General features: G+C 43.5%; 19 protein-coding genes and 1 pseudogene. 10 read left to right on the top strand and 10 right to left on the bottom strand.

Translation table 11 applies throughout. The features are described 5' to 3' along the window. Nucleotides 1-12 precede the first annotated feature (12 nt). The 3 genes from B5F91_RS11275 to rplS all read right to left on the bottom strand — a co-directional run bounded on the left by B5F91_RS11275 (nucleotide 13) and on the right by rplS (nucleotide 6,000). The gene (locus B5F91_RS11275; protein ID WP_087429188.1) at nucleotides 13-4,887 is read right to left on the bottom strand and encodes a RecQ family ATP-dependent DNA helicase; all 4,875 of its coding nucleotides are present in this window, start codon (nucleotides 4,885-4,887) and stop codon (nucleotides 13-15) included. Nucleotides 4,888-4,945: 58 nt separating this feature from the next. After that, nucleotides 4,946-5,398 (bottom strand): hypothetical protein, encoded by a 453-nt coding sequence (locus B5F91_RS11270; RefSeq protein ID WP_087429187.1) that lies wholly within the window; start codon nucleotides 5,396-5,398, stop codon nucleotides 4,946-4,948. Nucleotides 5,399-5,649: 251 nt separating this feature from the next. Next, on the bottom strand, nucleotides 5,650-6,000 hold the full coding sequence (gene rplS / locus B5F91_RS11265; RefSeq protein ID WP_087429201.1) for a 50S ribosomal protein L19: 351 nt from the start codon (nucleotides 5,998-6,000) through the stop codon (nucleotides 5,650-5,652). A 199-nt stretch (nucleotides 6,001-6,199) separates the two neighbouring features. Here rplS and B5F91_RS11260 point away from each other — a divergent pair, with 199 nt between their 5' ends. From B5F91_RS11260 to B5F91_RS11220, 9 genes are all read left to right on the top strand, one after another. Further along, entirely contained in the window at nucleotides 6,200-6,955 is a 756-nt protein-coding gene (locus B5F91_RS11260; protein ID WP_087429200.1) for a 5'-nucleotidase C-terminal domain-containing protein, read from the top strand. Nucleotides 6,956-6,970: 15 nt separating this feature from the next. Further along, complete coding sequence (locus B5F91_RS11255) at nucleotides 6,971-7,813, top strand: metallophosphatase (RefSeq protein WP_087429186.1); 843 nt, start codon at nucleotides 6,971-6,973, stop codon at nucleotides 7,811-7,813. Nucleotides 7,814-7,816: 3 nt separating this feature from the next. Next, a complete protein-coding gene (locus tag B5F91_RS11250; RefSeq protein WP_087429185.1) occupies nucleotides 7,817-10,780 on the top strand; it encodes a glycoside hydrolase family 3 N-terminal domain-containing protein in 2,964 nt (987 codons plus the stop codon). Nucleotides 10,781-10,901: 121 nt separating this feature from the next. Then, the gene (locus B5F91_RS11245) at nucleotides 10,902-11,069 is read left to right on the top strand and encodes a 4Fe-4S binding protein (RefSeq protein ID WP_013618916.1); all 168 of its coding nucleotides are present in this window, start codon (nucleotides 10,902-10,904) and stop codon (nucleotides 11,067-11,069) included. 123 nt (nucleotides 11,070-11,192) lie between these two features. Beyond that, nucleotides 11,193-12,473, top strand: a complete 1,281-nt coding sequence (gene cls, locus B5F91_RS11240; protein ID WP_087429184.1) for a cardiolipin synthase — start codon at nucleotides 11,193-11,195, stop codon at nucleotides 12,471-12,473. A gap of 255 nt (nucleotides 12,474-12,728) precedes the next feature. Then, entirely contained in the window at nucleotides 12,729-13,682 is a 954-nt protein-coding gene (gene metF / locus B5F91_RS11235; protein WP_087429183.1) for a methylenetetrahydrofolate reductase [NAD(P)H], read from the top strand. 1 nt (nucleotide 13,683) lies between these two features. Beyond that, a complete protein-coding gene (locus B5F91_RS11230; protein WP_087429182.1) occupies nucleotides 13,684-14,811 on the top strand; it encodes a DNA polymerase III subunit delta in 1,128 nt (375 codons plus the stop codon). Nucleotides 14,812-14,838: 27 nt separating this feature from the next. Next, nucleotides 14,839-16,302, top strand: coding sequence for a regulatory iron-sulfur-containing complex subunit RicT (ricT, locus tag B5F91_RS11225; RefSeq protein ID WP_087429181.1), 1,464 nt, complete (start codon nucleotides 14,839-14,841; stop codon nucleotides 16,300-16,302). A gap of 107 nt (nucleotides 16,303-16,409) precedes the next feature. Then, a complete protein-coding gene (locus B5F91_RS11220) occupies nucleotides 16,410-16,901 on the top strand; it encodes a gliding motility lipoprotein GldH (RefSeq protein ID WP_087429180.1) in 492 nt (163 codons plus the stop codon). On the opposite strand, the gene rodA is transcribed toward B5F91_RS11220, so the two are convergent. The 6 genes and pseudogenes from rodA to B5F91_RS11190 form a co-directional block, all read right to left on the bottom strand. Further along, the gene (rodA, locus tag B5F91_RS11215; protein ID WP_087429179.1) at nucleotides 16,860-18,314 is read right to left on the bottom strand and encodes a rod shape-determining protein RodA; all 1,455 of its coding nucleotides are present in this window, start codon (nucleotides 18,312-18,314) and stop codon (nucleotides 16,860-16,862) included. The genes B5F91_RS11220 and rodA overlap by 42 nt on opposite strands. Further along, on the bottom strand, nucleotides 18,295-20,145 hold the full coding sequence (gene mrdA / locus B5F91_RS11210; RefSeq protein WP_087429178.1) for a penicillin-binding protein 2: 1,851 nt from the start codon (nucleotides 20,143-20,145) through the stop codon (nucleotides 18,295-18,297). Before mrdA ends, rodA begins: the two co-directional genes overlap by 20 nt. Further along, entirely contained in the window at nucleotides 20,145-20,645 is a 501-nt protein-coding gene (gene mreD / locus B5F91_RS11205) for a rod shape-determining protein MreD (protein WP_087429177.1), read from the bottom strand. Before mreD ends, mrdA begins: the two co-directional genes overlap by 1 nt. A gap of 23 nt (nucleotides 20,646-20,668) precedes the next feature. Beyond that, the gene (mreC, locus tag B5F91_RS11200; protein ID WP_087429176.1) at nucleotides 20,669-21,514 is read right to left on the bottom strand and encodes a rod shape-determining protein MreC; all 846 of its coding nucleotides are present in this window, start codon (nucleotides 21,512-21,514) and stop codon (nucleotides 20,669-20,671) included. A 7-nt stretch (nucleotides 21,515-21,521) separates the two neighbouring features. Then, complete coding sequence (locus B5F91_RS11195) at nucleotides 21,522-22,544, bottom strand: rod shape-determining protein (RefSeq protein ID WP_013617396.1); 1,023 nt, start codon at nucleotides 22,542-22,544, stop codon at nucleotides 21,522-21,524. Nucleotides 22,545-22,596: 52 nt separating this feature from the next. Next, nucleotides 22,597-23,184, bottom strand: a pseudogene (locus B5F91_RS11190) (IMP cyclohydrolase); the annotation flags it as partial. Between the two features lie 175 nt (nucleotides 23,185-23,359). On the opposite strand from B5F91_RS11190, the gene B5F91_RS11185 reads away from it, so the two are divergent. Continuing rightward, nucleotides 23,360-25,651: an inorganic phosphate transporter gene (locus B5F91_RS11185; protein WP_087429174.1), complete on the top strand. Its 2,292-nt coding sequence runs from the start codon at nucleotides 23,360-23,362 to the stop codon at nucleotides 25,649-25,651. 218 nt (nucleotides 25,652-25,869) lie between these two features. Here the strand turns inward: B5F91_RS11185 and B5F91_RS11180 are convergent, their stop codons facing one another. After that, nucleotides 25,870-26,976 carry a TlpA disulfide reductase family protein gene (locus B5F91_RS11180; protein ID WP_087429173.1) on the bottom strand — a complete coding sequence of 369 codons (1,107 nt, stop codon included), beginning with the start codon at nucleotides 26,974-26,976 and terminating at the stop codon, nucleotides 25,870-25,872. Nucleotides 26,977-26,999: the final 23 nt, after the last annotated feature.

The raw sequence follows: 26,999 nt of genomic DNA, 5'->3' as shown, positions 1-26,999 counted from the left end.
ATTTGTGTTATGCTATAAGGAAAGAAGTAAATCTGCCAATAAGACAGCTGTTTCCGGTTCTTCCTTTGGAGCATCTTTAGGTTTCCATGCTACAACAAAGCGGACAGATGCTGATTTCACTTCGTAGCCTTTTTCTTTCCAGCCTGATAATGTTTGCTGCATATTTAAAGACAACTTTGCTATTGGTTTGTGAGTCGGGACATCATACAACACAAAATCTTTATAAATTAAAGCATCTCCTCCCCTTAATGCCAAAATCTCACGTTTGTATTTCTTAAAGTATTCTAAATAAACGTCTCTATGAGAAAGTTGCAGTACAATCTCTCCAGGCATTGCATACTGCTTAGAATCGACAACATACTGGTCGAAATTCAAATGATTAAAACATTCCCCATTTGTATGTATGAATAACCGGTTTTTTGCACGTGTTATCCCCACGTAATAGCGACGCATTAAAGATGCATTTTTTTGATAATTATCTGCTATAAGCATATATACGTCATCAAATTCCTTCCCTTTAGCTTTGTGAATGGTCGATACCACCACATCTGTTCCTGATATATCACAGAAATCTTCTATCGATGATTCAAACACAAACTCCTTAAAATCACTGATGTACTTTATTTTATAGGTTTTCTCGAATTGTTCCACACAACGCTTCACATATACTAAACTTTGACTTCTATCATATATAGAAAAGGTTGTATGTTTTGCTTGTTCCCATACATTTTCCGGAATCAGAGGCGTATCCGTATTTTGGTCTATATATTTTAAGAAATATCTCATTTCAGCCAAATTCCAAAAGCGGAATCCATCCAATGATTGTATTAACTTAGTGTTGACACCACATTTCCTCAAAAGAGCCATTATAATAACAGCCTCTTCATTGGTTTGAGTAAGTACACAAGAAGTGCCTTTCTCTCGATAACGGAGTAATTCTTCAACAAGCGGCTGATACATATACACAGAATTATGCCGTATCACTTCAACCCATCCAGCTTCTTTCCTCATAGATCGGATAGGGTTGGTTTTCATTCTTTTACCGATATTTTTTACGAATCCATTAGCAAAATCTACGGGATGACGTGCACTACGATAATTCTCTATCATCTCTATAAACCGGCTTTCGGGTGCTTGTGCCAGTTGATACATATACGCTGAATCAGAACCACGGAATTCATAAATATTCTGGTCATCATCGCCCACCGCTATCACACGCATTTCTTCATTATTAGCCATAAGTGCTTTGACTAATGCATATTCTTCTGCGCTCATATCCTGAGCCTCGTCAATAACCAATACCGTTTTGCCTATTTTATTAGGCTCTACCTCTCCTCGATTTATTCTTTCAGCTGCATTCGCAACAACATTTTTAACCTCTTCAAGATTCCCAATCCGTCCCAAAAGGTCAAAACAATAAGAATGAAAGGTATTTATTTCAACAAAATGTGCAGCGTTGCCAATCAATGCCATTAGCCGTTGTTTAAATTCAGTAGCAGCAGCTCTTGAGAATGTCAACATTAATAGTTGTTCATGTTTTACATCTTCCAGCAGAAGGAGAGAAGCTAGTTTATGAACCAGTACACGTGTTTTTCCACTCCCTGGACCAGCTGCTACTACGATACAACGCGATTCCTTGTCTGAAATAATTTCCATCTGGCGTTTAGACAATTCCCCGAATAATTGCTTATATTTCTTAGGTGTCAAATTGCGCTGTATCTCACTTACCCTTTCTCCTTTAAAGTATTTTGCGATGAACTTCTTGTAATCCATTTGGAAATAGTCTTGAACATATTGCAACGCCGCATTATAATCCTTTACCATCAGATTGGCGTATTCACCCACAATGTGCACTTGTTGAATCTTCTGCTTGTAAAATTCGTTAAGCATTCGATAATCATCCTGTTTATACCTTGATTTGTTGTCTTTTATACGCTGGATATCCATTGCATTATAAAGGACTAAAAATCCGACTTCAAGTTTGAGCGCACCGATTTTCGACAAATATAAAAGTGCTTCTTCTACATCTTCTAATTGCAAATCGTTCAAGCCGCTGAAAAGTGATTGCGGATTAGCTTTGATTTGATTGAAAAGCTCTACTATGGAAAATTGGACAGCCTCATCCGGTTTATTTTCTTTTGTCGTTCCATTAATTGCTTTATACAACCATTCCACAGTAAAACGGCATATTTCCAATCGCTTTTCAAAACGCTTTATAACAGAATCCGAATTTACTAGACTAACAATTTCCATATTGTGTGCTGCATCTTCTTTTTTGCGGATATATCCTTTAACGACAAGAAAATACAGCAATGTCCGAATGTCTTTTTCACGGGATGTCTGGATGCCATTGTTCACAGCATCATCATTCAATTGCTTACAAGATATCCGTAATGGTCCGTCAGATATACGATGAAGAATATATTGTTCAAGTTTGACAAAACGGTCAAGAAGTATCCGTGACTTCCGTTCCGAATCCCCTGTATCCATCAAATAAGCAGAGATGTCTTTGCTATCAGCTAATATGCCTTCTTGGCGCATCCGTTCCACAACAGATATAACTTCACCTTTATTAAGTCCTAATATATCAGCTAAATAATCAATCCGCGACTCTGCCTCTGCATCTTGAGCCTTGACTATGTGTTTTTGGGAAATCAAAGATTTGATAATCCGTACAGCATTTTCAATTTCATCTTTATCAAATAAAACAGAAGCCGACAAGCGCATTCTCGCTTCATCCACATTCTTTACCGTAATGCCTGTAGCATAGACATGTGGAACATTATTGCCTCTTATCAAATATCCGCTTTGTTCCAATGTCGCTAAAGCAATCCGTACACGTGTTTCTATATCAGACACCGAATCATCCCATCCTGCTTGACGCGCAATTTCCAAAGCCGAACAATAGACCCGCTTACGCTGTATGGTCAAATCTTTTACAGCTTTCCATACTTGTTGTATTTCGCTGATACTTAACTTAGTTTGATTCAATAAAATAAAATGCTTATCCAAATCGTTATCACTATAAAGCACATAACAACGGGCACTAAGATTGGGGTCACGACCAGCTCTTCCCGCTTCTTGTACATAATTTTCCAACGAATCGGATATGTCATAATGCACTACAAGGCCTACATCTTTTTTATCGACTCCCATACCAAAAGCCGATGTCGCAACGATGATACGCACCTGATCATTCATAAAAGCATCTTGGTTGGAGATTTTCTCATCGGCATCCATTTTTCCATTGAAAGGCAATGCCTTATAACCGTCACGAGTCAATTTGCCAGCCAGTTCTTTTGTTCGTTTGGTACGCGAAACATAAACAATTGTCGGACAATCGAATTCAGCTACAAGTGCTCTCAATTTCAAATATTTATCATCATCCGTTTCGGTATGTATGACAGAATAACGTAAGTTTGTCCTCGAAGCCGCTGAAGCAAACAATTCTAAATCTATATCTAAAATCTGTTTAAAATAATCACAGATGTCTTGTATCACTTTTTGTTTTGCTGTAGCGGTAAAACAAGATACAGGTATCGGACGTTTACATCTTTTCTTTTGCTGATATTCCCGAATGAATTTACCAATGTAAAGATAATCAACCCTAAAATCCTGCCCCCATGAAGAAAAACAATGAGCTTCATCAATCACAAACCGAACGACATGACGCGCCAACAGGATTTTTTCAATAGTCTTAGACCGAAGCATTTCAGGAGCTATATACAAAAGGGACGCTTCTCCGTTTTGCACCCTTTCTATTGACAATGCCCTTGTAATCGGATCCAGCAATCCATTAATGGTCACTGCATCCGCAATACCTTTATCTGCAAGATTATCTACTTGGTCCTTCATTAGTGATTGCAAAGGAGATATTACAACAGTAAGTCCATGTACGGTATGTCCTTCCATAAGCGCAGGCAACTGGAAAGTAAGCGACTTTCCTCCTCCTGTAGGAAATATAGCCAGCAACGATTTCCCGTCTACCGCTGCTTGTGCAGCTTGTTCTTGAAGCGGCTCGCCTTCGTAGGTACGGAATCGGTCATACCCGAAAAAGGCTTTTAAATGATAATGCACATCCAATTGGGTATTGCAATAAACACACCCTTGACCACAACGAGTATGACGAAGAAGTTTTACAACATACTCTGTTTCAGGATAATTACGAAGCACCCATGCAGGAGTTATGGAACGATAATCGGTTGTGTCAACTAAAGCCAATGCGTATGCTAACTCACATGGATATCGCTCAATCAACATTTCGATGTCGGCATGCCAGCAGATTTTCTTCTCGTAAAAGTCCCTTATTTGTTTTGCCAATCCTTTATCAAAGCGTTCCGCTCCCATCATATCAAAGAAACCTTCGAACTCTTTCTTACCTCTCAGTAAGGAAGCAAATACCTTTCGCTTTTCATCCGGTAACGCACGCCAACACACTATCTCGTCTTGCAACAAATCTCTGGCTTTTTCACAATCATTCACCGGATTGTTCATTTGATCGCTTACCAACTTATCGTCTTTCACAAGTCTATGGTAAGGACGTTCTGGAAACAACAAAGGTGAAATGTAAAGCGTGTCGACTAACTTCCAACGACAAGTGTCATTAGCAAATAAATAATTGGCATCATGATGAATGATGTTGTGACCGCAGATATAATTTACATTCTTAAAAAACTCAAATAGTTCCGGCTTTGAAGTCTTATGAAAAACAGCACCATCGTCACGGAGTGCTCCGATGTCATGAATTTTATGGTCTTTAAAACCAACCTCCACATCTACCACGGCGTAATGCGGTACACAGTATGGAACAGGCGCAGCATTTCTGTCGATGGTATTATCTACACCTCCGGCGTTTCTGATTTTTTTTATTCTATCCCATATAAACATTTATCACAACTTTATTTGAGTTATTTTACTTCATTTGCAAAAATACAAATTTTGTAATTTATTCCAACTCCAATGCAGCCTCCCCCTTGCGTTCCGCCCGCAATAATTTGAGTTCCGTGCGGCGGTCTAAATTTTCTTCGAATGTGGCACCTTGACGGAGGTCTTTAAAGGTTTCGCCGGGAGTCCAATGCACCCGCAATTCCTTGATGTGCTTGTCCGGATTAAAGTCGTCCCTGCTTTCCGCACCTTCGCAACCCAATGTGACATAAAATTCACCCAATTCACCCAAATCTATACGATACCCCTCCTTCAGCAGGTCTGCCGTAGCTTGTGCAAGCATGTCGGTCATGGCTAAAAAATCGCCTACATTATACGCACAACCGTGTTGTTTGATGTACTTTGCCACCTCTTCCAGCGACATTTTCTTGATACTTTGCGCCGAGGCGAAAACCTGTTTCGGTTCTTCCGGTTTGCCCGGTTTGCCACGCATCACTAAACTGTATTTTATCATAATCTATCTGATTTAAAGTTCAACACATCTATCCCCTGTTTATAATGAATTTAGCCGCTTCGCCAATACGATTAGTAATCGTCACGCGATACGATTAGTAATCGTACCGGTGTAGCAGCCGTATTGGTTTGGAAACGCAACTATATGCCTGACGCTTCCCTATTGTCTGCGTTGACAGGTTGAAGGGAATAAAAAAACCGGCACTGCATAGAGAGCCGGTTTCTTTATGTAAGGAAATAATAGAATCAGTATTAGTTAGCACGCTTTTCCTGAATTCTAGCTTTCTTACCGGTAAGTTTACGCAAGTAGTACAATTTAGCACGGCGTACTTTACCAATTTTGTTTACGGTAATGCTGTCGATAGCCGGAGATTCCAAGGGGAAGATACGTTCTACACCTACAGTTCCAGACATCTTACGTACAGTGAAACGTTTCTTTTCGCCATGTCCGCAGATTTTAATCACTACACCACGGTACATCTGAACACGTTCTTTGTTACCTTCAACGATACGGTATGCTACTGTAATCGTATCACCTGCTTTGAATGAAGGATGCTGTTTGCCAGTAGCAAATGCTTCTTCTGCAATTTTAATTAAATCCATTGTTTTTTTTGAAATTAAATTGTTTGATCGTACCCAACGCAACATACCAAGTAACTCTTCTTGACAGCGATTGCGCGGAAGCGGTGCAAAGTAAGTGATTTTTCGTGACATAGCAAAGCCTTTGCTCTTTATTTTGATTAAAATCTTGGCATCATGGGCTTTTTTACCTACCTTTGAACGGATTTTATCAAACATGAACATGAAGAAAACGATTTTATATAGCGTATGTGCCGGAATGCTTGCCTTATCGGCATGTCGTTCAGGCTATTCTTTAGCATCGGTAGAAGGCGAACGGATACCGATGACCAATAGATATGATACAGACCAGGACATGAAGGCATGGCGTCTTTTGCAACCTTACCAGGCGCAAGTGGACAGCATCATGAAGCCGGTCATCGGACATGCAGGACGGAAACTGGAAGCATATCGTCCGGAGTCTCCTTTATCAAACCTGCTTGCCGATATTTTGCGGATAAGTGCCCAAGAGAAAGCAGGCATTAAGGCAGATGTCGGAGTGATGAACATGGGAGGCATCCGGAATCTGCTGAACGAGGGAGAAATAACAATTGAGTCGGTGTATGAAATCACTCCTTTTGAGAATAAACTGGCTATTGTAGCTTTGAAAGGAAGCGATTTGCTGGAATTGTTTTCCCAAATGGCTGCTGTCCATGGCGAAGGAATAAGCGGAGCCAAGCTGATTATCTCGGAAGAAGGAGAGCTGCTGGATGCTAAAGTAGGCGGCAAAAACATTGAGCCGGAAAAAGAATACCAGATAGCTACGATTGATTATCTGGCAGAGGGGAATGACCGTCTGGAAGCATTCAAACGTGCTACGGCTAAGATTGAGCCTGAAAATGCCACTTTGCGTGACTTGTTTATCGAATACGTAAAGCGGTGTGAAGCGAAAGGGAAAGCGGTTGACGCCCAAACGGAAGGGCGTATTGTAGAACGATAAAGGGAGGAATCGGATATGAAAAGAATCTATTTCATCTTATGGCTATGCCTGGTTTCGGGAATTATAGCCGCCCAATCAACGAAAGAATTGCATTTGTTCCATACCAACGACATGCATAGCCGGATAGAGCCTTTCCCGGAAGAATATCAAGACACGTTGTTGGCTGGGAAAGCCGGAATGATACGACGGGCTACGTTCATCCGCCAGCAACGCGAATTGCATCCCGACCTGTTGTTGTTCGATTGCGGAGATTTCTCGCAGGGTACACCTTATTATAATATATTCAAGGGGGAAGTGGAAATCAAGTTAATGAACGAAATGCGCTATGATACCGGCACTATCGGAAATCATGAATTCGATTTCGGCTTGGATAATTTAGCACGCTTGTGTAAGTTAGCGGAATTTCCTATCGTTTGTGCCAATTACGATGTCGCTGGCACTGTATTGGAAGGTTTGGTAAAAGAATATACCGTGCTAAACAGAGACGGGATAAAGATTGGCGTATTCGGATTAGGGGCGCAACTGGAAGGGCTGGTGGCTAAAGAGTCGTATGGAGACGTGAAGTTTGAAGACCCGGTATCTGAAGCACAACGGATTGCCGACCTGCTGAAGACGCAAGAGAAGTGCGACTTGGTCATTTGCCTGTCCCATTTAGGCTGGCAAGGAGAGCCTTATTCCGATGTGGAATTGATAGAAAATACGCGCAATATCGATGTGGTATTGGGCGGCCATTCGCATTCTTATTTCAATGCGCCTAAGTATTACAAGAATCTGGACGGGGAAGAAATCCCTCTCCAGCAGATGGGCAAACACGCCGCGTTTGTTGGGAAAATGGTATTGCATTTGACGAAAGATTAAGCCATGAAAAAGACAATCATTCTATGCGTCACAATGCTTATATCGGTTTCGATGTTCGCGCAAACCGCTATATTCAGCCAGATAAAGGATACGGCAGATTGCCGGAAATGGGTAGAAAGTCAATTGGCAACTATGACCTTAAAACAAAAGATAGGCCAGTTATTCATTCATACCGTCGAGCCGAGCTTGATGCAACGGAACAAGACGAATATCCAAAAAGCCATTGAAGAATACGGACTGGGCGGACTTCTTTTCTCGAAAGGGAGAACAGAAGACCAAGTGAAGCTGACTAACTTGGCGCAACAATGGAGCAAAGTGCCTTTGCTTATCACGTTCGATGGCGAATGGGGCTTGGCGATGCGCTTGGCGGGCACTCCCGACTTTCCGAAGAACCGGATATTGGGATGCATTGAAGATGATTCGTTAATCTATCGGTACGGAAGGGAAGTGGCACGCCAATTGCACGAAATCGGAGCACAAGTCAACTTCGCTCCCGTGGCAGATATCGACAATAATCCGGACAATCCGGTGATAAATATCCGCTCTTTCGGAAGCAATCCGAAAGAAGTGGCTCGGAAAGTAATAGCATACGCCCGCGGGCTGGAAGACGGAGGCATTTTAGCCGTATGCAAGCATTTTCCGGGACATGGCGATACGGAAACCGATTCTCATGTATCTACTCCGGTATTGAATTTCGACCGTGCGCGTTTGGACTCTATCGAATTATATCCCTTCCGTGAAGCGATAGAAGCGGGCATCGGAGGGATGATGGTAGGACATCTGCAAGTGCCGGAAATAGAGGACAAACCGGCTTCCATCTCTCCCGAAGTCATCACTTCGATTTTACGTAACGAATTCGGATTCTCCGGATTGGTCTTTACCGATGCGCTCGAAATGAAGGGCATACGTCATGCCGAACATGTATGTGCACAAGCCTTGATAGCCGGAAACGACATGGTGCTGGCTCCACGTAGTTTGAAACGGGAAATGTCGGGGGTATTGAATGCCGTCAAGAAAGGATTGCTAAGTGAAGACGCGATAACGGAAAAATGCCGGAAAGTGCTGACTTATAAATATGCGCTTGGATTGAAAGAACGTCCTTCGGTAAATGAGAATGGGATTGCCCAACGGATTTCCACGTCCGAAACGGAACGTTTATTGGCAACATTGAACAAGGCTGCGGTAACGGTATTAAAGGATTCCATCGAAATGCTTCCTTTGGAACTCTCTTTGTCTGGTAATGTCTTGCTTAGCATTTCTCCGACACTGACCGAAGCTTATCCGTTCTATAAGGAATTGAAAGCATCCGCATCGGTTAGCTGGATTCATGCAAAAGTTGATTCTTTGGCATTTATCCGCGAGCGGCTCCGTACGGCACAACAAATCATCGTAGCCCTGCATCAGAAGGATTGTAAGGCTTATCTTCCTTTGATTCAAGAATTTGCTGAAGATAAGCCCTTGGCTATCGTGTGTTTCCAATCTCAAGATGTATTGGCGGATATGGCACAAGAGCTTCAAAAAGTTTCCGCTATTGTCCTTGCCCATACGAATGAAGACTATATTCAACGGTATGTAGCCGATGTTATGACGGGCAAAGCCAAAGTCACGGGCAAAGCATCGGTAGGTATTGCCGGCTTATGCCCGGCAGGTACAGGCATTGTGATTGATCCGGATCATCCGCATTTGTATACTCCCGAAGACTTCGGAATGGACTCACGCACATTGGCACGCATCGACTCGATAGCCGAAGAAGGCATTGCAGCACAGGCATACCCGGGATGTCACGTCTTGATTCTAAAAGAAGGGTATCCCGTTTATAATAAATGTTTCGGAAGATATACGTATGATGCTGGCTCTCCCGAAATAAAGGAGAATAGCTTGTACGATTTAGCTTCGCTAAGCAAGGCGACCGGAACCTTACTTGCCGTAATGAAATTGTATGATGAAGGCAAGTTCGGGCTTACTGACCCGATAAGCAAGTTTTTGCCTTGGCTGAAAGATACGGATAAGGAAGACATTACCATACAAGACTTGTTGTTTCATGAGTCGGGATTGCCCGCTTATTGGCCCTTCTATGAAGAAGCTATCGACAAGAAGACTTGCAAAGGGGGATTGTTCCGGAAACGGAAAGACAAACATCATCAATTGCAAGTGGACGAACATTTGTATGCTTGCACCGATTTCGCTTACAATGCGGAATGGGTTTCTGGCACTCCTTCGGCTAAATATAATCTTCCGTTATCGGATAGCCTGTATCTGAATGGCGGCTTTCGGGAAGAGATGCGGAAGCAATTGGCGGAAGTTCCTTTAAAGGGACATTCTTATCGGTATAGTTGCTTGAACTTCATGCTCTTGGAAGCAATGATAGAAGAATTGGCTCAGATGCCTATGGATGTTTACTTGGATAGCGTGTTTTATAAACCCATGGGGCTGATGCATACGGCTTATAATCCTTTACGGCATTTCCCGAAAGAGCAAATTGTGCCAACGGTAGAAGAAGATTTCTTACGCAAAGGGCGGGTACAAGGCTTCGTACACGATGAGATAGCCGCTTTTATGGGAGGCGTTTCGGGCAATGCCGGGCTTTTCTCTACGGCTCATGATGTCGGCATTATTTTCCAAATGCTATTAGATAAAGGAGTGTGCGGAGACCGCCGGTACTTGACACGTGCCACTTGTGATTTGTTCTTGAATATGCAATCGAATATCAGCCGGCGAGGATTAGGATTCGATAAACCGGATGCCGATGACACATCTAAAAGCCCTTGTGCCCGCGAAGCGCCTCGAAGCGTGTTCGGACATACCGGCTTTACAGGGACATGCGCATGGGCAGACCCCGATAACGGATTGGTATTCGTATTCTTGAGCAACCGCATCTATCCACGTGCGTTCGACCATAAAAACCTGATGAAGCTGGATATACGTCCACGTATGCAACAAGCAATGTATCAATCAATAAAGCCATGAACCTATTTAGACTATGTACAAATTATGCAAATATTGCTATGTAGACGTTACAACTTAACATAAAAACCTTACCTTTGCAATATCAAAATTAGTACTAATAATAACTTTAACTTTTACAACAATGGCTTACGTAATTAGTGACGATTGTATCGCTTGCGGTACTTGTATCGATGAATGCCCGGTTGGCGCAATTTCTGAAGGTGACAAATATTCTATCAACCCGGATATGTGTACAGAATGCGGTACTTGCGCAGATGTATGTCCTTCTGAAGCAATCCACCAAGGATAATCGATTCAATCGTCTATTTTAAGATTTATAGAGGATGTTCTTTCAGGAGCATCCTCTTTTTTTACCCTCCCCCATACACAAATTACGCTATTTTGATTATTTTTGCAACCAAAATAAACTTACATGACAAAACTGAACCATAAGTTGACAGGCTATTGCCTTCTCATATTTTTCTTTTTGCTGGAAAGCCTGAATATTCAGGCACAAACATCGGAACGCTGGATTCCTTCAGACTCTGTTTTCGCCCGTTACCTGCAAAGTCAACATATTTCGATTATCAATAACAACAAGTTGACATTGCTACCCAGCGGAAAAGAGAAATTCACGCACCTTTTCTCTGAAATCAGAAAAGCAAAGCATCATGTACATTTAGAATATTTCAATTTCCGAAACGATTCAATTGCAAACGCTTTGTTCGACCTGCTTGCTCAAAAAGTCGATGAAGGAGTCGAAGTACGTGCCATGTTCGATGCTTTCGGCAACATGTCGAACAACCGCCCTTTACGGAAACGCCACCTTGAAAAACTAAGAAATGAAGGCATCGAAATCGTAACGTTCGACCCAATAACGTTCCCATACGTTAACCACGTAGCAAGCCGCGACCACCAGAAAATCGTAGTCATAGACGGAATAACCAGCTATACAGGCGGAATGAACATCGCCGACTATTACATCAACGGACTACCCAAAATCGGTCCGTGGCGCGACATGCACCTTTGCATCAAAGGACCCGCCAGCGAAGAATTGCAACGCGCTTTTCTAATCATGTGGGACAAAGAAACCAAGCAACACATCAGCGGGAAAGCATACTTCCCTTACGGAAAAGATTCACTAGAAGCCCTTCCTGCCCATTCTGGTGGACAAGTGGCTATTGTGCAGCGCGTCCCCAAAGTAAGCCCCAAAGCCATGCGCCGTGCTTACATTGCCGCTATTGATGCCGCCGAACACAAAATACAAATCATCAACCCCTACTTTGTACCTACCGTCAGCATCCGCCGGGCTATCGAACGGGCACTAGAACGAGGTGTAAAAGTGGAAATCATGATTCCGGGAAAATCGGACATCTCATTCACTCCCGATGCCGGTTTTTACTTTGCCAACAAATTACGCAAAAAAGGCGCACGCATCTATATCTACAACGGAGGCTTCCACCACTCGAAAGTCATGATGATAGATGACCGTTTCTGCACCGTAGGAAGCACCAACCTAAACAGCCGAAGCCTACGCTACGATTATGAGTTGAATGCTTTTCTATTTGATTTACCCATCACCGACCAACTAGCTACTATATTTGCCCAAGACAAGCAAAACAGCACCGTAATGACCAAAGACGTATATCGCGACCGCACTCCGTGGAAACGCTTCGTAGGCTGGTTTGCCCATTTGCTTACACCCGTATTATAAGAATACACTTACAAAGCTTTATCCCCTTAACATCCCTATGGCTTGTAAGAAATCATACGATAAAGATAATGCATCCTTTTCATACGGCAATGGATTCAAAACGGATGGTGTGAATATCTGTTAACAGATTGGACGTTGCATCAAGATATTGCATAATTCAAAAATTTTCCGTACCTTAGCAGAATAAATAACGATACCCCAGAAATAGCATGAGCGACCTCATGACTACAAAACACGATAACAGAGAAAAAAGAAATGAAAGTAATTGAATTAATCAAATCGTCGGAGAAAACCGCTTTTTCATTTGAAATCCTTCCTCCACTAAAGGGGACGGGCATCGAAAAAGTATATGAAACCATCGATCTCCTCCGCGAATTTGACCCGAAATACATCAACATCACCACCCACCGGAGCGAATATGTTTATACCGAACTGGGAAACGGACTGTTTGAACGGAAACGCATCCGCCGCCGTCCGGGAACAGTAGCCGTAGCCGCTGCTATTCAAAACAAATACGGCATCCCCGTAGTGCCCCACGTATTGTGTAGTGGATTCACGCGCGAAGACATCGAATATATGTTGCTCGACCTGCAATTCTTGGGCATCACTGACCTGCTGGTGCTCCGTGGCGATAAGGCGAAACACCAGTCTGTCTTTACCCCCGAAGAAGGCGGATACAGCCATGCTATCGAACTGGAAGAGCAGATAAACGACTTTAATCAAGGTATTTTCGTGGACGGTTCGCCTATCAAACAACCGGTACATCCTTTCGGGTACGGTGTTGCATGCTATCCTGAAAAGCACGAAGAATCCCCTAATATAGAACAGGATATTTATTGGCTGAAGAAAAAGATAGAAAAGGGAGCACAATATGCTGTAACCCAACTCTTCTATGACAACCAAAAATATTTTACCTTCGTAGACCGCCTCCGCTCGGAAGGCATTAATGTACCTATTATCCCCGGCATCAAGCCTTTTGGCAAGCTTTCACAACTCTCGGTGATACCGAAAACTTTCAAAGTTGACTTGCCCCAAGAACTGGTTTCAGAAGCCATGAAGTGTAAAACCGATGCCGAAGCCGCCGAAGTAGGTGTGGAATGGTGTGTCAACCAATGCCGCGAACTGATGTCACATGGCGTACCCAGCATTCATTTTTATACCGTAGGAGCGGCACAAAGCGTAAGCCGTGTAGCTAAAGCTATCTATTGACATGTATATGAAGGACATCATAGGGCAAAACGAAGCAAAGCAGCACCTTCTGACCCTCGTACACGAAAGGCGCGTGCCTCATGCTATGCTTTTTTGCGGACCTTCGGGATGTGGAAAACTCCCCCTGGCATTGGCATTGGCAAGATACTTGACGTGCGAAAACCCTGGTGAAGAAGATGCGTGCGGCAAGTGTCCTTCATGCCAAATGATGAATAAATACGCCCACCCCGATGTGCATTTCGCTTTCCCCGTCATCAAGCGCAAAAGCGGGCGCGATACGGTTTCGGCTGACTTTCTGAACGAATGGAGGCAACAACTGCTGGACACGCCTTACTTTACGCTTCCCGAATGGTTGGCACGCATGGGTACAGAAAACCAGCAAGCCCAAATATTCGTGAGTGAAAGCGATGAAATCCAGCGTGCCCTTTCGCTGAAATCATCCCGCGGAGGATATAAAATCATGATTGTCTGGCTTCCGGAAAAGATGAACGCCGAATGTGGAAACAAGTTGCTCAAGCTTTTGGAAGAGCCTCCTGCTCAAACAGTATTCCTGCTGGTAAGTGAAGCGCCTGACACATTGATGCCCACCCTAACAAGCCGTATGCAACGGTTTCATCTTCCTCCCCTGCACGAAGCGGACATCGCCTCTATGCTTGCCACTCGCTATATGCTCTCGCCAGAAGATAGCAACGAAATAGCCCACCTTTCGAAAGGAAGCGTTATCACTGCTATTGAAAATATACATCTAGGCGAAGAACACCGGATGTATTTCGACCTGTTTACCTCCCTCATGCGCTTGGCATACGCACGGAAACTAAAAGAGTTGAAAGCATGGAGCGAACAAGTCGCAGGCATGGGACGCGAACGCCAGAAGAATTTCTTGAACTATTGCGAACACATGGTGCGTGAGAATTTCATTTATAATTTCCATTATCCGGAAATGAACTACATGGCACGCGAAGAAAAGCAATTCGCCACACGGTTTGCTCCGTTCATTAATGAACGCAATGTTATAGGCATCAACGAGGAATTGCAAGAAGCTGCCCGGCATATCGAGCAAAACGCAAACCCTAAATTCGTATTCTTCGACTTTGTGCTGAAAATTATTGTGCTGTTAGTTAAAAAATGAAAGCAAACGAAAGAACTGAATACATATATGGAGAATAAATTTATACTAAAAAACGGAAGCGGCTCCCTTTGTTGTGAGGGCTGCGGAAAACAAGATAACAAGCTGAACACCTATGATTGGCTGGCAGATGTGCCGGGCAATGCCGAAACAGAAGATATGGTAGAAGTGCAGTTCAAGAACACCCGCAAAGGATATTACAAGAACAGCAATCACCTAAAGCTGGAAAAAGGAGACATCGTAGCGGTAGAAGCCAGTCCAGGACACGACATCGGCATCGTAACACTTACCGGACGGCTGGTTCCTTTGCAAATGCGCAAAGCCAATATCAAGCCCGATGCCGAAATCCGGCGCGTGTACCGGAAAGCCAAAGCTGTGGATATGGAGAAATACCGTGAAGCTAAAAGCCGTGAACACGACACAATGATACGTTCACGACAAATTGCTCTGCAACTGGGTTTGCAAATGAAAATCGGTGACGTAGAATACCAAGGAGACGGAAACAAAGCTATCTTCTACTACATTGCCGACGAGCGCGTGGATTTCCGCCAACTGATAAAAGTATTGGCAGAAGTATTCCGTGTCCGCATCGAAATGAAACAAATCGGAGCACGCCAGGAAGCCGGACGCATTGGCGGTATCGGACCATGCGGACGTGAATTGTGTTGTGCTACATGGATGACCAATTTCGTGTCAGTATCTACCAGTGCTGCACGTTATCAAGACATTTCGCTCAATCCGCAAAAATTAGCCGGCCAATGCGCCAAGTTGAAATGTTGCCTCAACTACGAAGTAGATGCTTATGTAGAATGCCAAAAACGTTTGCCCAGCAAGGAAATCACATTGGAAACGGCAGACTCCACCTATTATTATTTTAAGGCAGATATTCTGGAAGGCACTATCACATATTCGACCGACAAGAATTTCCTTGCCAATGAAGTGACCATCCCCGCAAGACGCGCTTTTGAAATCATTAACATGAACAAGCAAGGAGAAAAGCCTGCCAAACTTTCCGATGGAAGAAGCAGCGATTCGCCCAAATCGAAAGACCTGCTGGAACAAGAAAGCGTGACTCGTTTCGATAAAAGCAAAAATAAGAAAAAGAAGAAAAAAGGAGGGGAAAACCGGAATAATAATCAGGAAGCTAAAAATAACATCGAACCCAAATCCAGTGCAAATGGAGATGTGGCAACTCCTCAAGCTTCTGCCCAGCCTAATAAAAAGGCAAAAAACAATAAAGGCGAACGCCCGGAACGTAAAGGAAATGAAGCTCCCAAGCAAGCTAACGCCAAACTTCCGGCAACCATTGCCCATCAACCTGCATCCAAAAAACTTCCGATGGAAATAAAAGCTACAGCCCAGAACCAACCTTCGGGCAAAACAGAAAATAACGGGAACCGACACGGAAACAATCGGAACCGGAATAACCGACGCCCCAAAGGTAAAGAAAATGCAGGAGAAGGAGGAGGAACGCCCCAACAACCGCAAATGTAAAAACAAGCTTATAAAACATAAGGATGTGCCGAAATAAAAGAATGACATGACTTTTTGACAAGCAATTTCTATTTCGGCACACCTTCTACTCTTAACAGCCAAGAATCATGAGACATTTCAAATCCTTTTTCATTACGGCAATGCTTTTTCTTTTAATCGGATGCAAAAACGAGGCGACTGTCTATCATCAATACCGTACCGTATCATCTCAAGGTTGGGAACGGGAAGACACCCTTTCGTTTGCACTCCCCGATTCAACTCTCGCAGGACACTACTATCAATTGGAAATCGGATTGCGACATACTGAAAACTATGCTTTTCGTGATATATGGATAGCTGTCCTCCGACCACATTCTTCTTCTACAGCCTATGATACTATCCATTTAGAACTTGCTGATACAGAAGGAAAATGGTATGGAGAAGGAAATGCAAGCACATTTTATCAGTTTCAAGCTCCAGCAGGAACAATCTATCTTGCCTATACAGACACTCTTTTGCAATTGGTACATCTCATGAAAACTCCTTGCCTAAAAGGCATTACCGATGCCGGTATCCGCTTATCGCTCACGGGAAGCATCGATGCGCAAAAAGACAAATAGCAGAATCGTAAATCCCCACAACGAGGAACCTCCATAACTGAAGAAAGGCAAAGGAATGCCAATAACCGGAGTCAGCCCCAGCACCATGCCGATATTGACGAATAAATGAAAAAAGAAAATACTCAACACACTATATCCATACACCCGTCCAAAGCGCGTAGATTGCCGCTCCGCCAAATGAATCAACCTCCAAATAAATACAGCAAAAAGAATAATCACTGCTGATGCTCCCACAAAACCCTGCTCCTCGCCCACGGTACAAAAAATAAAGTCGGTATCTTGTTCGGGCACATATTTCAACTTAGTCTGTGTCCCGTTTAAGAATCCTTTTCCAAAGAATCCGCCTGAACCAATCGCAATCTTGCTCTGATTCACATTATATCCAGATCCCGTAGGGTCGTCCTCCATACCTAGCAAAACCTTAATACGAATTTGCTGATGCGCTTCCAATACATTATTAAATACATAATCTGCCGAAAAAAAGAAACCTACTGACCCTACAGCAAAAAGGAAAATATAAAAATAATTACGGATACGCTCGTGCAAAGCCTGATAAATCAGATAAATACCCAAAGCTACACACAAACCTCCTTGCACGTATGCCACATTGAATGGAATGACATAAAGTGAAAAAAGCAAACTCAAGAATGTCACTCCCAAGCCAATAGAAAGAATGTATTTGACCGGTTTCCCGCTTCCTTTGCAATACGAATTGACCAACAAGCCCGAAAAGACCAATATCAACCCCAATACAGAAAACTCACCCCATGAAGTAAGCTCGTCCGACATCATATCACCTCCGAAACGGATGCCCACAATAAAATAAATAATCGAACATACCCCCGCAAAAAGTATCGAACCGGTCATCCCTTCACGATACAGCACCAAGAAAAAAGCAAGGTACACCAATGCCGAACCAGTCTCCTTTTGACAAATAATCAATACCATAGGTACTAAAATAATAGCTAAAGAAACCAGCATATCACGCCCTCGCTCGATAGAATAAGTATATTCTCCCATAAACTTAGCAAGTGCAAGTGCCGTGGCAAACTTTGCAAACTCAGCAGGTTGCAAACTGACTGGACCTAATACAATCCACGAACGCGAGCCTTTGATTTCATGTGGGTTGAAAATCGTTCCGAAAAGCAACAAAAGCAAAACGCCATAAACCAAGTAAGCATAAGTATCGTAAAACCGCTCTTCCAGCATCAGCAAGACAAATCCCAACACCAACGAACATCCAATCCACATCAATTGCTTTCCGGCACGAGTGCCTAAATCGAAAAAATCAGGATTGCCATAATCATAGCTTGCTCCGCACACGCTGAACCAACCGCAAATCACGAGCACTAAGTAAAGCACAACGGTCCACCAGTCCACCGATTTCCATACACTATCTTTCTTGTAAGCCATAATCAATCCTTCTATGTTGAATATCGGAAGCCAATGCCTCGTCCGCTTCCGTTAAGGTTCCTGTCAAATATTTCTCTATCATCAACCTGCCAATAGGAACTCCGTAAGTAGCTCCCCACCCTCCGTTTTCCACATAAACGGCTATGGCTATCTTCGGATTATTCATCGGAGCGAAGCCCATAAAAGCCGAGTGGTCTTTTCCGTGGTTTTGTGCCGTACCGGTCTTTCCGCAAACCTCTATATCCGGAAGGTTCGCCATCCGGCACGTTCCGCCCAGTACTGCCGCACGCATACCTTGTACGACTTCTTCGTAATGCACTTTGTCTACCTTCGTATATCGCTTGGTACGATAAATTGAATCAAGTTCCTCACCTTCTATCTTTTTTACGACATGCGGTGTAACGAAATATCCCCGATTGGCAATTGTAGCACCTAGATTAGCAATCTGTAAAGGAGTAGCCGTTACTTCTCCTTGCCCAATTGAAATACTGATAATAGTCAACCCGTTCCATGAGCCTCGATAGGCTTTATCATAGAACTGTGCATTCGGTATCATACCCCGCTTTTCTCCCGGCAAATCAATGCCCAACGTATATCCGAATCCCATCGAAACCATATAATCGCGCCACGTATTCATCGCCTTTTGTACCGACCCATACTTTTGGCGTGCTCCAATCATGTGATACAATCCCCAACAAAAATAACCGTTACACGAAGTCGCTATCGCCGGAATCAAAGACAAAGGAGATGGATGCCCGTGACACCCTACATGAAGTCCTCGGAAAGAAAACCCGCCCACACAAGGATACATTGTACTTGTAGAAATAATTCCTTCTTGCAGATAAGTAAGCGCCTGTGTGGTTTTAAATGTAGAGCCAGGCGGATAAGTTCCCATAATCGCACGGTTCAGCAAAGGTTTCCAAGGATCTCGTGCCATCATCTGATGATTCTTTCCCCGGTTTCGCCCAATCATCATACTAGGGTCATAAGTTGGAGAAGAAACTAAGCACAACACCTCCCCCGTAGAAGGTTCTATCGCTACAATACTTCCGATTTTACCTTCCAGTAAACGCTCGCCCAACATCTGAAGCTCAATATCCAGACTTAATGTCAAGTTCTTTCCAGGCACAGGAGCTTTATCAAACTTCCCGTCCATATAATTCCCTTGAATACGCCCGTGCGCATCGCGTAACAAGATTTCTACGCCTTTCTCGCCCCGCAATTGCTTTTCATACGAACGTTCCACACCTAAGCTTCCGATAAAGTCGCCCGGTTCATAATACTCATCCTTTTCGATATCCCCTTTAGAGACTTCCGAGATATCACCTAAAATATGAGCACCCGCATGATAACTATATTGCCGGATGGTACGGCGTTGGATATAAAAACCAGGAAACATGAACATCTTTTCTTGAAAGACGCCACAATCTTCAGCAGAAAGCTGGGTAAGAAACACTTGATGTGTATAAGGTGAATATCCGGGATTCAAACGACGGTTCTTCAAATCCTGAAACCGGCGTCTTACAAATTCTGGAGTAAGTTTCAAAGTACGGCATAAATCGGCAGTATCAAGTTGATTTATCTCTCTCATAATCACCGTAATGTCGTATGCAGGCTGATTATAGACCAACAACTTACCCGTTCGGTCGTACATAACTCCCCGGCTAGGATATTGCACCCTTTTCAGCAACGCATTGCTATCGGCATTTTTCTTATAATCATCATTCAAGATTTGCAAGGCAAACAAACGCATGATAAAAAGAAGAACCACCGCCAGTACCGCTCCGCCAATCACATATTTCCGCTTAACCAACTGATAATTCCGGTCCACTATTTCCTCCTCCTTATTACATCTATACACATGATACAAACCACCGTCACCAGCGTATCGGTCACAATCCGAAGCAATAATTCAATAAAATGGAAGAAATTAAAAGCATCAATCACTCTTACCACAACCACAAATGCAAGTACCGCACTCGTTACATAACGCAAGAAAGGCCCAAGCCCCATACTCCGGACACTCGGTTCATAATCATCTGTAGTCTCACGCAACATCTGTGCCTGCAATAAGGGACGCCGAAGAAATGCCAAAAAAGTGCTTGCAGCCGCATGCATACCCGGCGTATTGCTGAAGATATCCACACATAGCCCTAAAAAGAAAGCCTGCAACAACAAAGACTTACGGGAAATCTCGGAATTAAGAGCTAAAATATAATAAATGAAAACTATTGGAGTTGCATATCCCATGATGTGTACATGATTCAATATCTCTACCTGAACCAAAACCAATACCACAAACCACACAATACGATGTAAAGTCTGAACCATAGGATAATATACCTTTTCTTTATTTATTTTACATGAATACTCTCTTCCAATGCAGCCTGCTCTTCCCTTCCGCTATATCGGATAACACTCACATCAGCCAATCGTGCAAAATCAGTAAACAAACGGACTTTCAACAAATAAGACAATCCGTCCTGACTATCTTCCCGATCATCCACCGTACCTACCGGAATACCTTCTGGGAATACCGCACTATGCCCGCTTGTCACAATCGTATCTCCTAACGAAAATTCCGAATGACGGGGAATATCCTTCAGCCATGCATAACGTGAAGAGCCTCCCTCCCATTTCAAGACTCCGAAATAATCGGTCCGCCGTATCTTACAACTGATACTGCTTTTTGAGTTCAATATAGGAAGCACTAAAGCATAATGTGCCGAAGCCTGATAAACAATGCCTACGATACTATTGCCGCTTAATACGCCCATTTCTGCATATACACTATCCACCCGTCCCTTATCAATCGTAATGAAATTATCACTTCGGGTTACGCTGTTATTCACCACACGGGCTGGCACTACGGTATACATTCCCGAAGCCTCATGTTGTAATTGCCTCTGAACAAGCGTATCTTTTTCATAAGCCTTCAAAGCATCGTTCAAACGTTTTACTTCCAACTCCAATTCTACATTCCGATTGACCAAATCCCGGTTTATGCTCTTCAAACCAAAATAAGAAGTAATTCCGTTCACGGTTTCATCTACACGTCCTACCACCCGATTGGCGGAAGTAAAAAACACACTTCCCTGATAGCTGTTAAAGCGGAACAATAAAGTGAAACTGACTGCTTCTAAAAGAATAAAAAGCAGCCAGTAATCATATTTCATTAAAAAATTCAGCAAGTTCCGCATAAGCCTATCACCGCATCAGGAAAGAAAAACGGTCTACATTCTTCAACGCGATTCCTGTACCTTTCGCCACACTCAACAGAGGGTCTTCGGCAATATGGAACGGAATATTGATTTTATCCGTCAAACGCTTGTCCAACCCGCGGAGTAAAGCTCCTCCCCCTGCCAGATAAATACCATTGCTCACAATATCCGCATAAAGTTCAGGCGGCGTATTCTCCAAAGCATTCAATACAGCTGTCTCAATCTTAGCAATGCTCTTTTCCAAACAATGAGCAATTTCCTGATAACATACAGGCACCTCCATAGGCAACGCTGTGATACGGTTTGGACCACGCACAATATAATCTTCAGGAGCATCATCGCCCAAGTCGGTCAATGCTGCACCTACATGAATCTTGATACGTTCTGCCATACGCTCACTGACCTTCACATTGTGCTGCCGGCTCATATATTCTTGAATATCAGCCGTCAAATCATCACCCGCAATACGGATAGAGTTGTTCGATACGATACCGCCCAATGAAATAACCGCAATTTCGGTCGAACCTCCACCTATATCCACAATCATATTTCCTTCGGGGGCTTCCACATCCAATCCAATACCGATAGCAGCTGCCATTGGTTCGAATATCAAATACACATCGCGTCCTCCGGCATGTTCAGCACTATCACGAACCGCACGCAATTCCACTTCGGTTGAACCCGAAGGCACACCAATCACCATACGGAGCGAAGGCGTAAACAAACGGCGTCCCGGATTTACCTTTTTAATCAGCCCGCGCATCATCTGCTCACAAGCGTTAAAGTCGGCAATCACTCCGTCACGCAACGGACGTACAGTACGGATATTCGGATTCTCCTTTTCGTACATCATTTTAGCCCGTTCGCCTACCGCAATCATCTTATCCGTGCGACGATCCAAGGCTACAACCGAAGGCTCGTCTACGACAATCTTATCATTGCTCAGGATAATGGTATTTGCAGTACCAAGGTCCATCGCTATTTCTTGTGTAAAAGAGAACAATCCCATAATTGAAATTCAAAATTGAAAATTGACAATTGAAAATGAAGCGTTATTTGCCTTCGAACCAATTATGGATAGCCGTATCGTATGAAGAAGATACGCCAAATGCCTCGCAAGCCAACTGGCGGCGTTCGTCACGGGTAGTAGCTGCACCTCTCTCCTTCAAGATATTCAACAATGTACCATATTGAGCCTTGCTCGCTACAATTACCACATCATTGAAATTCTTAGCCGCAGCACGGATCAACGAAATGCCGCCTATATCAATTTTTTCGATAATATCCTGTTCGCCTGCACCCGATGCTACCGTATCTTCAAACGGATACAAGTCAACTATCACCAAGTCGATTTCCGGAATCTCGTATTGTTTTACCTGGTTTTGGTCTTCTTCCAAGGCACGGCGGCAAAGGATACCACCGAACACTTTCGGATGAAGCGTCTTCACACGGCCACCCAAAATAGAAGGATAACCGGTCAAATCTTCTACTGCATGGCATTTATAGCCCAAATCTTCTATAAAGTGACGCGTACCGCCGGTTGACAGGAATTCTACTCCATCTTCCGCCAATAAGCGAATAATCTCATCCAAACCGTCTTTGTGGTAAACGGAAACCAATGCTGTCTTTATTTTCTTCGTTTCTGACATAGCTATATGGCTTTTAAAAGTTAATAATGTGTATTCGGGTGCAAAGTTACAAAATATCTGTTTATAAACATACTAACACGACGTGAAATTATCTTTCTTTTAATTTGTAACAGCTTTGTAATATGTATTAAGCGAAATTTCCCTACTTTTGTACCCGAAATATTAAAACAACTTTATGGAAACTGTTTATTTAGGAATTGTAATATTCCTCTTTATGCTGGCAGTGTTCGACTTGCTGGTGGGCGTCAGTAACGACGCGGTGAACTTCATGAACTCGGCTGTAGGAGCGAAAGTAGCCAAATTCCGCACTATCGTCATTGTAGCAGCCGTGGGAGTCTTTGTAGGAGCCATTATGAGTAATGGCATGATGGATATCGCCCGGCACGGCATATTCCAGCCCTCCAATTTCAGCTTCTATGAAATCATGTGTATCCTGTTGGCGGTCATGGTGACCGATGTGGTGCTGCTTGATGTATTCAACACCCTCGGGCTTCCAACCTCTACCACGGTCTCGATGGTCTTCGAGCTTTTAGGAGGTACATTCATCTTGGCAATCCTGAAAATCTTAGGCGACGAGACAGGCATGTATTCGTTAGGAGACATGATGAATACCGAAAAAGCGTTCTCGGTGATTATGGCAATCTTCCTCTCAGTGGCTATCGCATTTATAGCCGGTACAGTGGTACAATACATTTCCCGCTTGATTTTCAGTTTCAATTATAAGAAAAACCTCTCGTGGACAATCGGTATTTTCGGGGGAATCTCCATTACGGCACTTGGCTATTTCATCTTGTTGCAAGGAGTGCAAAGCTCACCTTATATATCTCCCGAAACGTTGGAATGGATTAACTCTCACAACGCGATGCTGATTTTAGGATGTTTCGTCTTCTTCACCGTCCTGATGCAAATCCTGCACTGGTGCAAGGTAAACGTTTTCCGTATCATTGTTTTATTAGGTACTTTCTCGTTAGCTTTGGCTTTCGCCGGAAACGACTTGGTGAACTTCATCGGTGTGCCTTTGGCAGGTTACTCTTCTTATATGGACTATGTAGCAAACTCGAACGGCGTAGGCATCCACGACTTCACGATGGATTCATTGATGTCATCCGCCCATACCCCGATGATATTCCTCTTCTTGTCGGGCTTGGTAATGGTATATGCTTTAGCTACCTCAAAAAAAGCGCAAAACGTAATCAAGACTTCAGTCGACCTTTCGCGTCAGGAAGAAGGAGACGAGATGTTCGGTTCGTCCGCTTTGGCAAGAACTATCGTGCGCCGTGCTACGGCTACCAATGAATTTTTGATTAAAGTCATCCCTGCGGGCTTGCGCAAATGGATAGATAACCGTTTTAACAAAGACGAAGTGATTCTGGAGAACGGAGCCGCTTTCGATATGGTGCGTGCTTCGGTCAACCTCGTACTTTCAGGTTTGCTGATTATCATCGGTACCACGATGAAATTACCCCTTTCTACTACGTATGTGACTTTCATCGTTGCGATGGGTTCATCACTTGCCGACCGCGCTTGGGGACGTGAAAGCGCCGTTTACCGCATCACGGGTATGTTCTCCGTTATCGGCGGATGGTTCATCACGGCATTTGTAGCGTTCACGGTATGTGCCCTTGTCACTATCGTTATGTATTACACCAGCTTCGTAGGCATGTTCATCTTCATCTGCGTAGCCGTATTCCTATTAGTGAGAAGCAACATCAAGTTCAGCGAAAAGCAAAAAGCCGAGAAACAAGACGACGATATATTCAAGCGCATGATGTCTACCAAAGACAAGGCGGAAATACTCACCTTGCTCCGCCAGCACGTGCGTGAAACATTGGCAGACTATATCGACTACACCGAAAAGAGCTATATGCAAGTGACCGACGGCTTCATCAACCAAGACTTGAAGCCCTTGAAGAAAGGCTTAAGCTCGGCGGAAGACAAACGCAAGATGCTGAAGAAACGCCGCCGCAAGGAAATCCTCGGCTTGCGCCGCATTCCTATTGCCGTTGCCATCGAGAAGAATACGTGGTTCCACTTGGGAAGTAATAGTTGCGAACAGATGCTATACTGTCTGAAACGTATCTGCGAACCGTGTAAGGAACACGTAGACAACAACTTCAACCCGATTGCCAAGGAAAGTGTGAAAGACTTCCTTCCCATCCGCGAAGAGCTCTGCAAGCTGATGGAAAGCACACGCGCCGCTATCGAAAACAACAATTATGCCGATGCGGACGAAATCCTAAAAAAAGGCGATGAGTTGAAGAACAAGATTTCCGCCTTACGTAAGGAACAGATGAACCGCTTGCAGGAAACGGACAACAACGCCCTGAAAGCCGCGCTGGTTTACCTGAATATCTTGCAGGAAACGCAAGAATTGGTAAGTATCTGGCGTCACTTGCTCCGTGCAAGCCGCTTCTTCCAAGCCGACTATGTACCGGCTGAAGCACAGATTTTGAGCTTGGCTGACTAATCAAGTACACTAAATACAATTCAAAAAGCGGATGTGCTGAAATAGATATTAACTATCATTTCAACACATCCGCTTTTATTTCATAGCCATTTACATAAGGTAAGAAGCACAACAGATTTCAATGGCAAGCAAATATAACCCTGATAAGATTGCTGTCCTAGCAGGGTGAAATTACAGTTTCATTAGGCTAGGATCGCCGATGAAGCCTAATGCATCAATCAATGCATATAGGTTCTATTATTCTCCTTCAAATTCAGCTTCCGTAATTCCACCCAAACATCATCTCCCCGCAATTTATTTGCCACAATGGTTCCGTCAGGAGCGAAAAGCATAATCCGCGGAATACCTCGAAAACCATATAGTTTCGCCGGCACTTCTCCAGCATTAAGCATCGTATTCCAATTTACCCCACAATCATGGAACATCTTGCGTGAAGCCTCCGAATCATTCTCTACGGCAACGGTCAGTATATCAAATTTTTCACCTTCATACGCTTCGTATACTTCTTTCAAATTAGCCATTTCCTCACGGCACGGTCCGCACCAACTAGCGGCAAAATCTACCAGCACATATTTCCCCTTCCCTACAAAATCAGAGAAATGAATTTTCTTACCTTGCAAATCTTCCGCCTCAAAATCAATGAAAGGCTTTCCGGGAGCCATGTTACGCGAAGCTTCGACAAAGGCTATACTGGTCTGAATATACGGACGAGACAAAATCCATTCACCCAAATGCGGATAAAGGTCATCCAACATTTCAGGAGTCGCGCCTAACATCAGAAGATTCTCAACCGCCACTGCCCCTACTTCATCATTTGTATGTTTTAAAATAAATGGTTTATACATACGGTAATGTATCCGTTCGCCCTCAAACGTATGCGTACTCAAAGCCTCAATACGTTCTTCACGACTCATCCCTTCGTGAATGACCGAACGGTAAATGGAATCAGTTATCGCATACGCACGGTCCTGAAGACGATTATATTCCCCTAATGCTTCATTCAACGATGTACCGGTCGGGAAACGATGCGTTTTCATATCCAGCCATATAGTCCCCGGTTCCAAAATAAACTCGCCATATTCACGTCCCGCCCAAACATAGCAATATCTCACACTATCCTCTGCACCGCTAAACTCGAAATTACATCCATTAACGACTGTTTTTGCCATTTCACGTCTATCATCACCACAGATAATAGCTATTTCCTTCCCGTGAAAAGCAGAATCAGATAATTCTCCTTTCACAGTATATGCAAATGGAATCTGTGCCAACAAACTTCCTGCCAACAGCAGAAAGGTTCCCAAACTTATAATCCGTTTTTTCATTTTGTTTCTATTTTATACCGCAA

The sequence above is a fragment of the Bacteroides sp. An322 genome (genome assembly GCF_002161765.1).
GTDB lineage: Bacteria > Bacteroidota > Bacteroidia > Bacteroidales > Bacteroidaceae > Phocaeicola > Phocaeicola merdavium.
This window is presented reverse-complemented; position numbering and strand designations above follow the sequence as displayed.

What these genes read in the sequence shown, in the direction of transcription:
- B5F91_RS11260 (WP_087429200.1), top strand. Translation starts at nt 6,200, where the DNA reads ATGAAGAAAACGATTTTATATAGCGTATGTGCCGGAATGCTTGCCTTA.
- mreD (WP_087429177.1), bottom strand. Translation starts at nt 20,645, where the DNA reads ATGGTTCAGACTTTACATCGTATTGTGTGGTTTGTGGTATTGGTTTTG.
- B5F91_RS11270 (WP_087429187.1), bottom strand. Translation starts at nt 5,398, where the DNA reads ATGATAAAATACAGTTTAGTGATGCGTGGCAAACCGGGCAAACCGGAA.
- B5F91_RS11180 (WP_087429173.1), bottom strand. Translation starts at nt 26,976, where the DNA reads ATGAAAAAACGGATTATAAGTTTGGGAACCTTTCTGCTGTTGGCAGGA.
- metF (WP_087429183.1), top strand. Translation starts at nt 12,729, where the DNA reads ATGAAAGTAATTGAATTAATCAAATCGTCGGAGAAAACCGCTTTTTCA.
- B5F91_RS11250 (WP_087429185.1), top strand. Translation starts at nt 7,817, where the DNA reads ATGAAAAAGACAATCATTCTATGCGTCACAATGCTTATATCGGTTTCG.
- B5F91_RS11185 (WP_087429174.1), top strand. Translation starts at nt 23,360, where the DNA reads ATGGAAACTGTTTATTTAGGAATTGTAATATTCCTCTTTATGCTGGCA.
- B5F91_RS11255 (WP_087429186.1), top strand. Translation starts at nt 6,971, where the DNA reads ATGAAAAGAATCTATTTCATCTTATGGCTATGCCTGGTTTCGGGAATT.
- rodA (WP_087429179.1), bottom strand. Translation starts at nt 18,314, where the DNA reads ATGGCTTACAAGAAAGATAGTGTATGGAAATCGGTGGACTGGTGGACC.
- B5F91_RS11220 (WP_087429180.1), top strand. Translation starts at nt 16,410, where the DNA reads ATGAGACATTTCAAATCCTTTTTCATTACGGCAATGCTTTTTCTTTTA.
- ricT (WP_087429181.1), top strand. Translation starts at nt 14,839, where the DNA reads ATGGAGAATAAATTTATACTAAAAAACGGAAGCGGCTCCCTTTGTTGT.
- cls (WP_087429184.1), top strand. Translation starts at nt 11,193, where the DNA reads ATGACAAAACTGAACCATAAGTTGACAGGCTATTGCCTTCTCATATTT.
- mreC (WP_087429176.1), bottom strand. Translation starts at nt 21,514, where the DNA reads ATGCGGAACTTGCTGAATTTTTTAATGAAATATGATTACTGGCTGCTT.
- B5F91_RS11245 (WP_013618916.1), top strand. Translation starts at nt 10,902, where the DNA reads ATGGCTTACGTAATTAGTGACGATTGTATCGCTTGCGGTACTTGTATC.
- B5F91_RS11275 (WP_087429188.1), bottom strand. Translation starts at nt 4,887, where the DNA reads ATGTTTATATGGGATAGAATAAAAAAAATCAGAAACGCCGGAGGTGTA.
- B5F91_RS11195 (WP_013617396.1), bottom strand. Translation starts at nt 22,544, where the DNA reads ATGGGATTGTTCTCTTTTACACAAGAAATAGCGATGGACCTTGGTACT.
- rplS (WP_087429201.1), bottom strand. Translation starts at nt 6,000, where the DNA reads ATGGATTTAATTAAAATTGCAGAAGAAGCATTTGCTACTGGCAAACAG.
- B5F91_RS11230 (WP_087429182.1), top strand. Translation starts at nt 13,684, where the DNA reads ATGTATATGAAGGACATCATAGGGCAAAACGAAGCAAAGCAGCACCTT.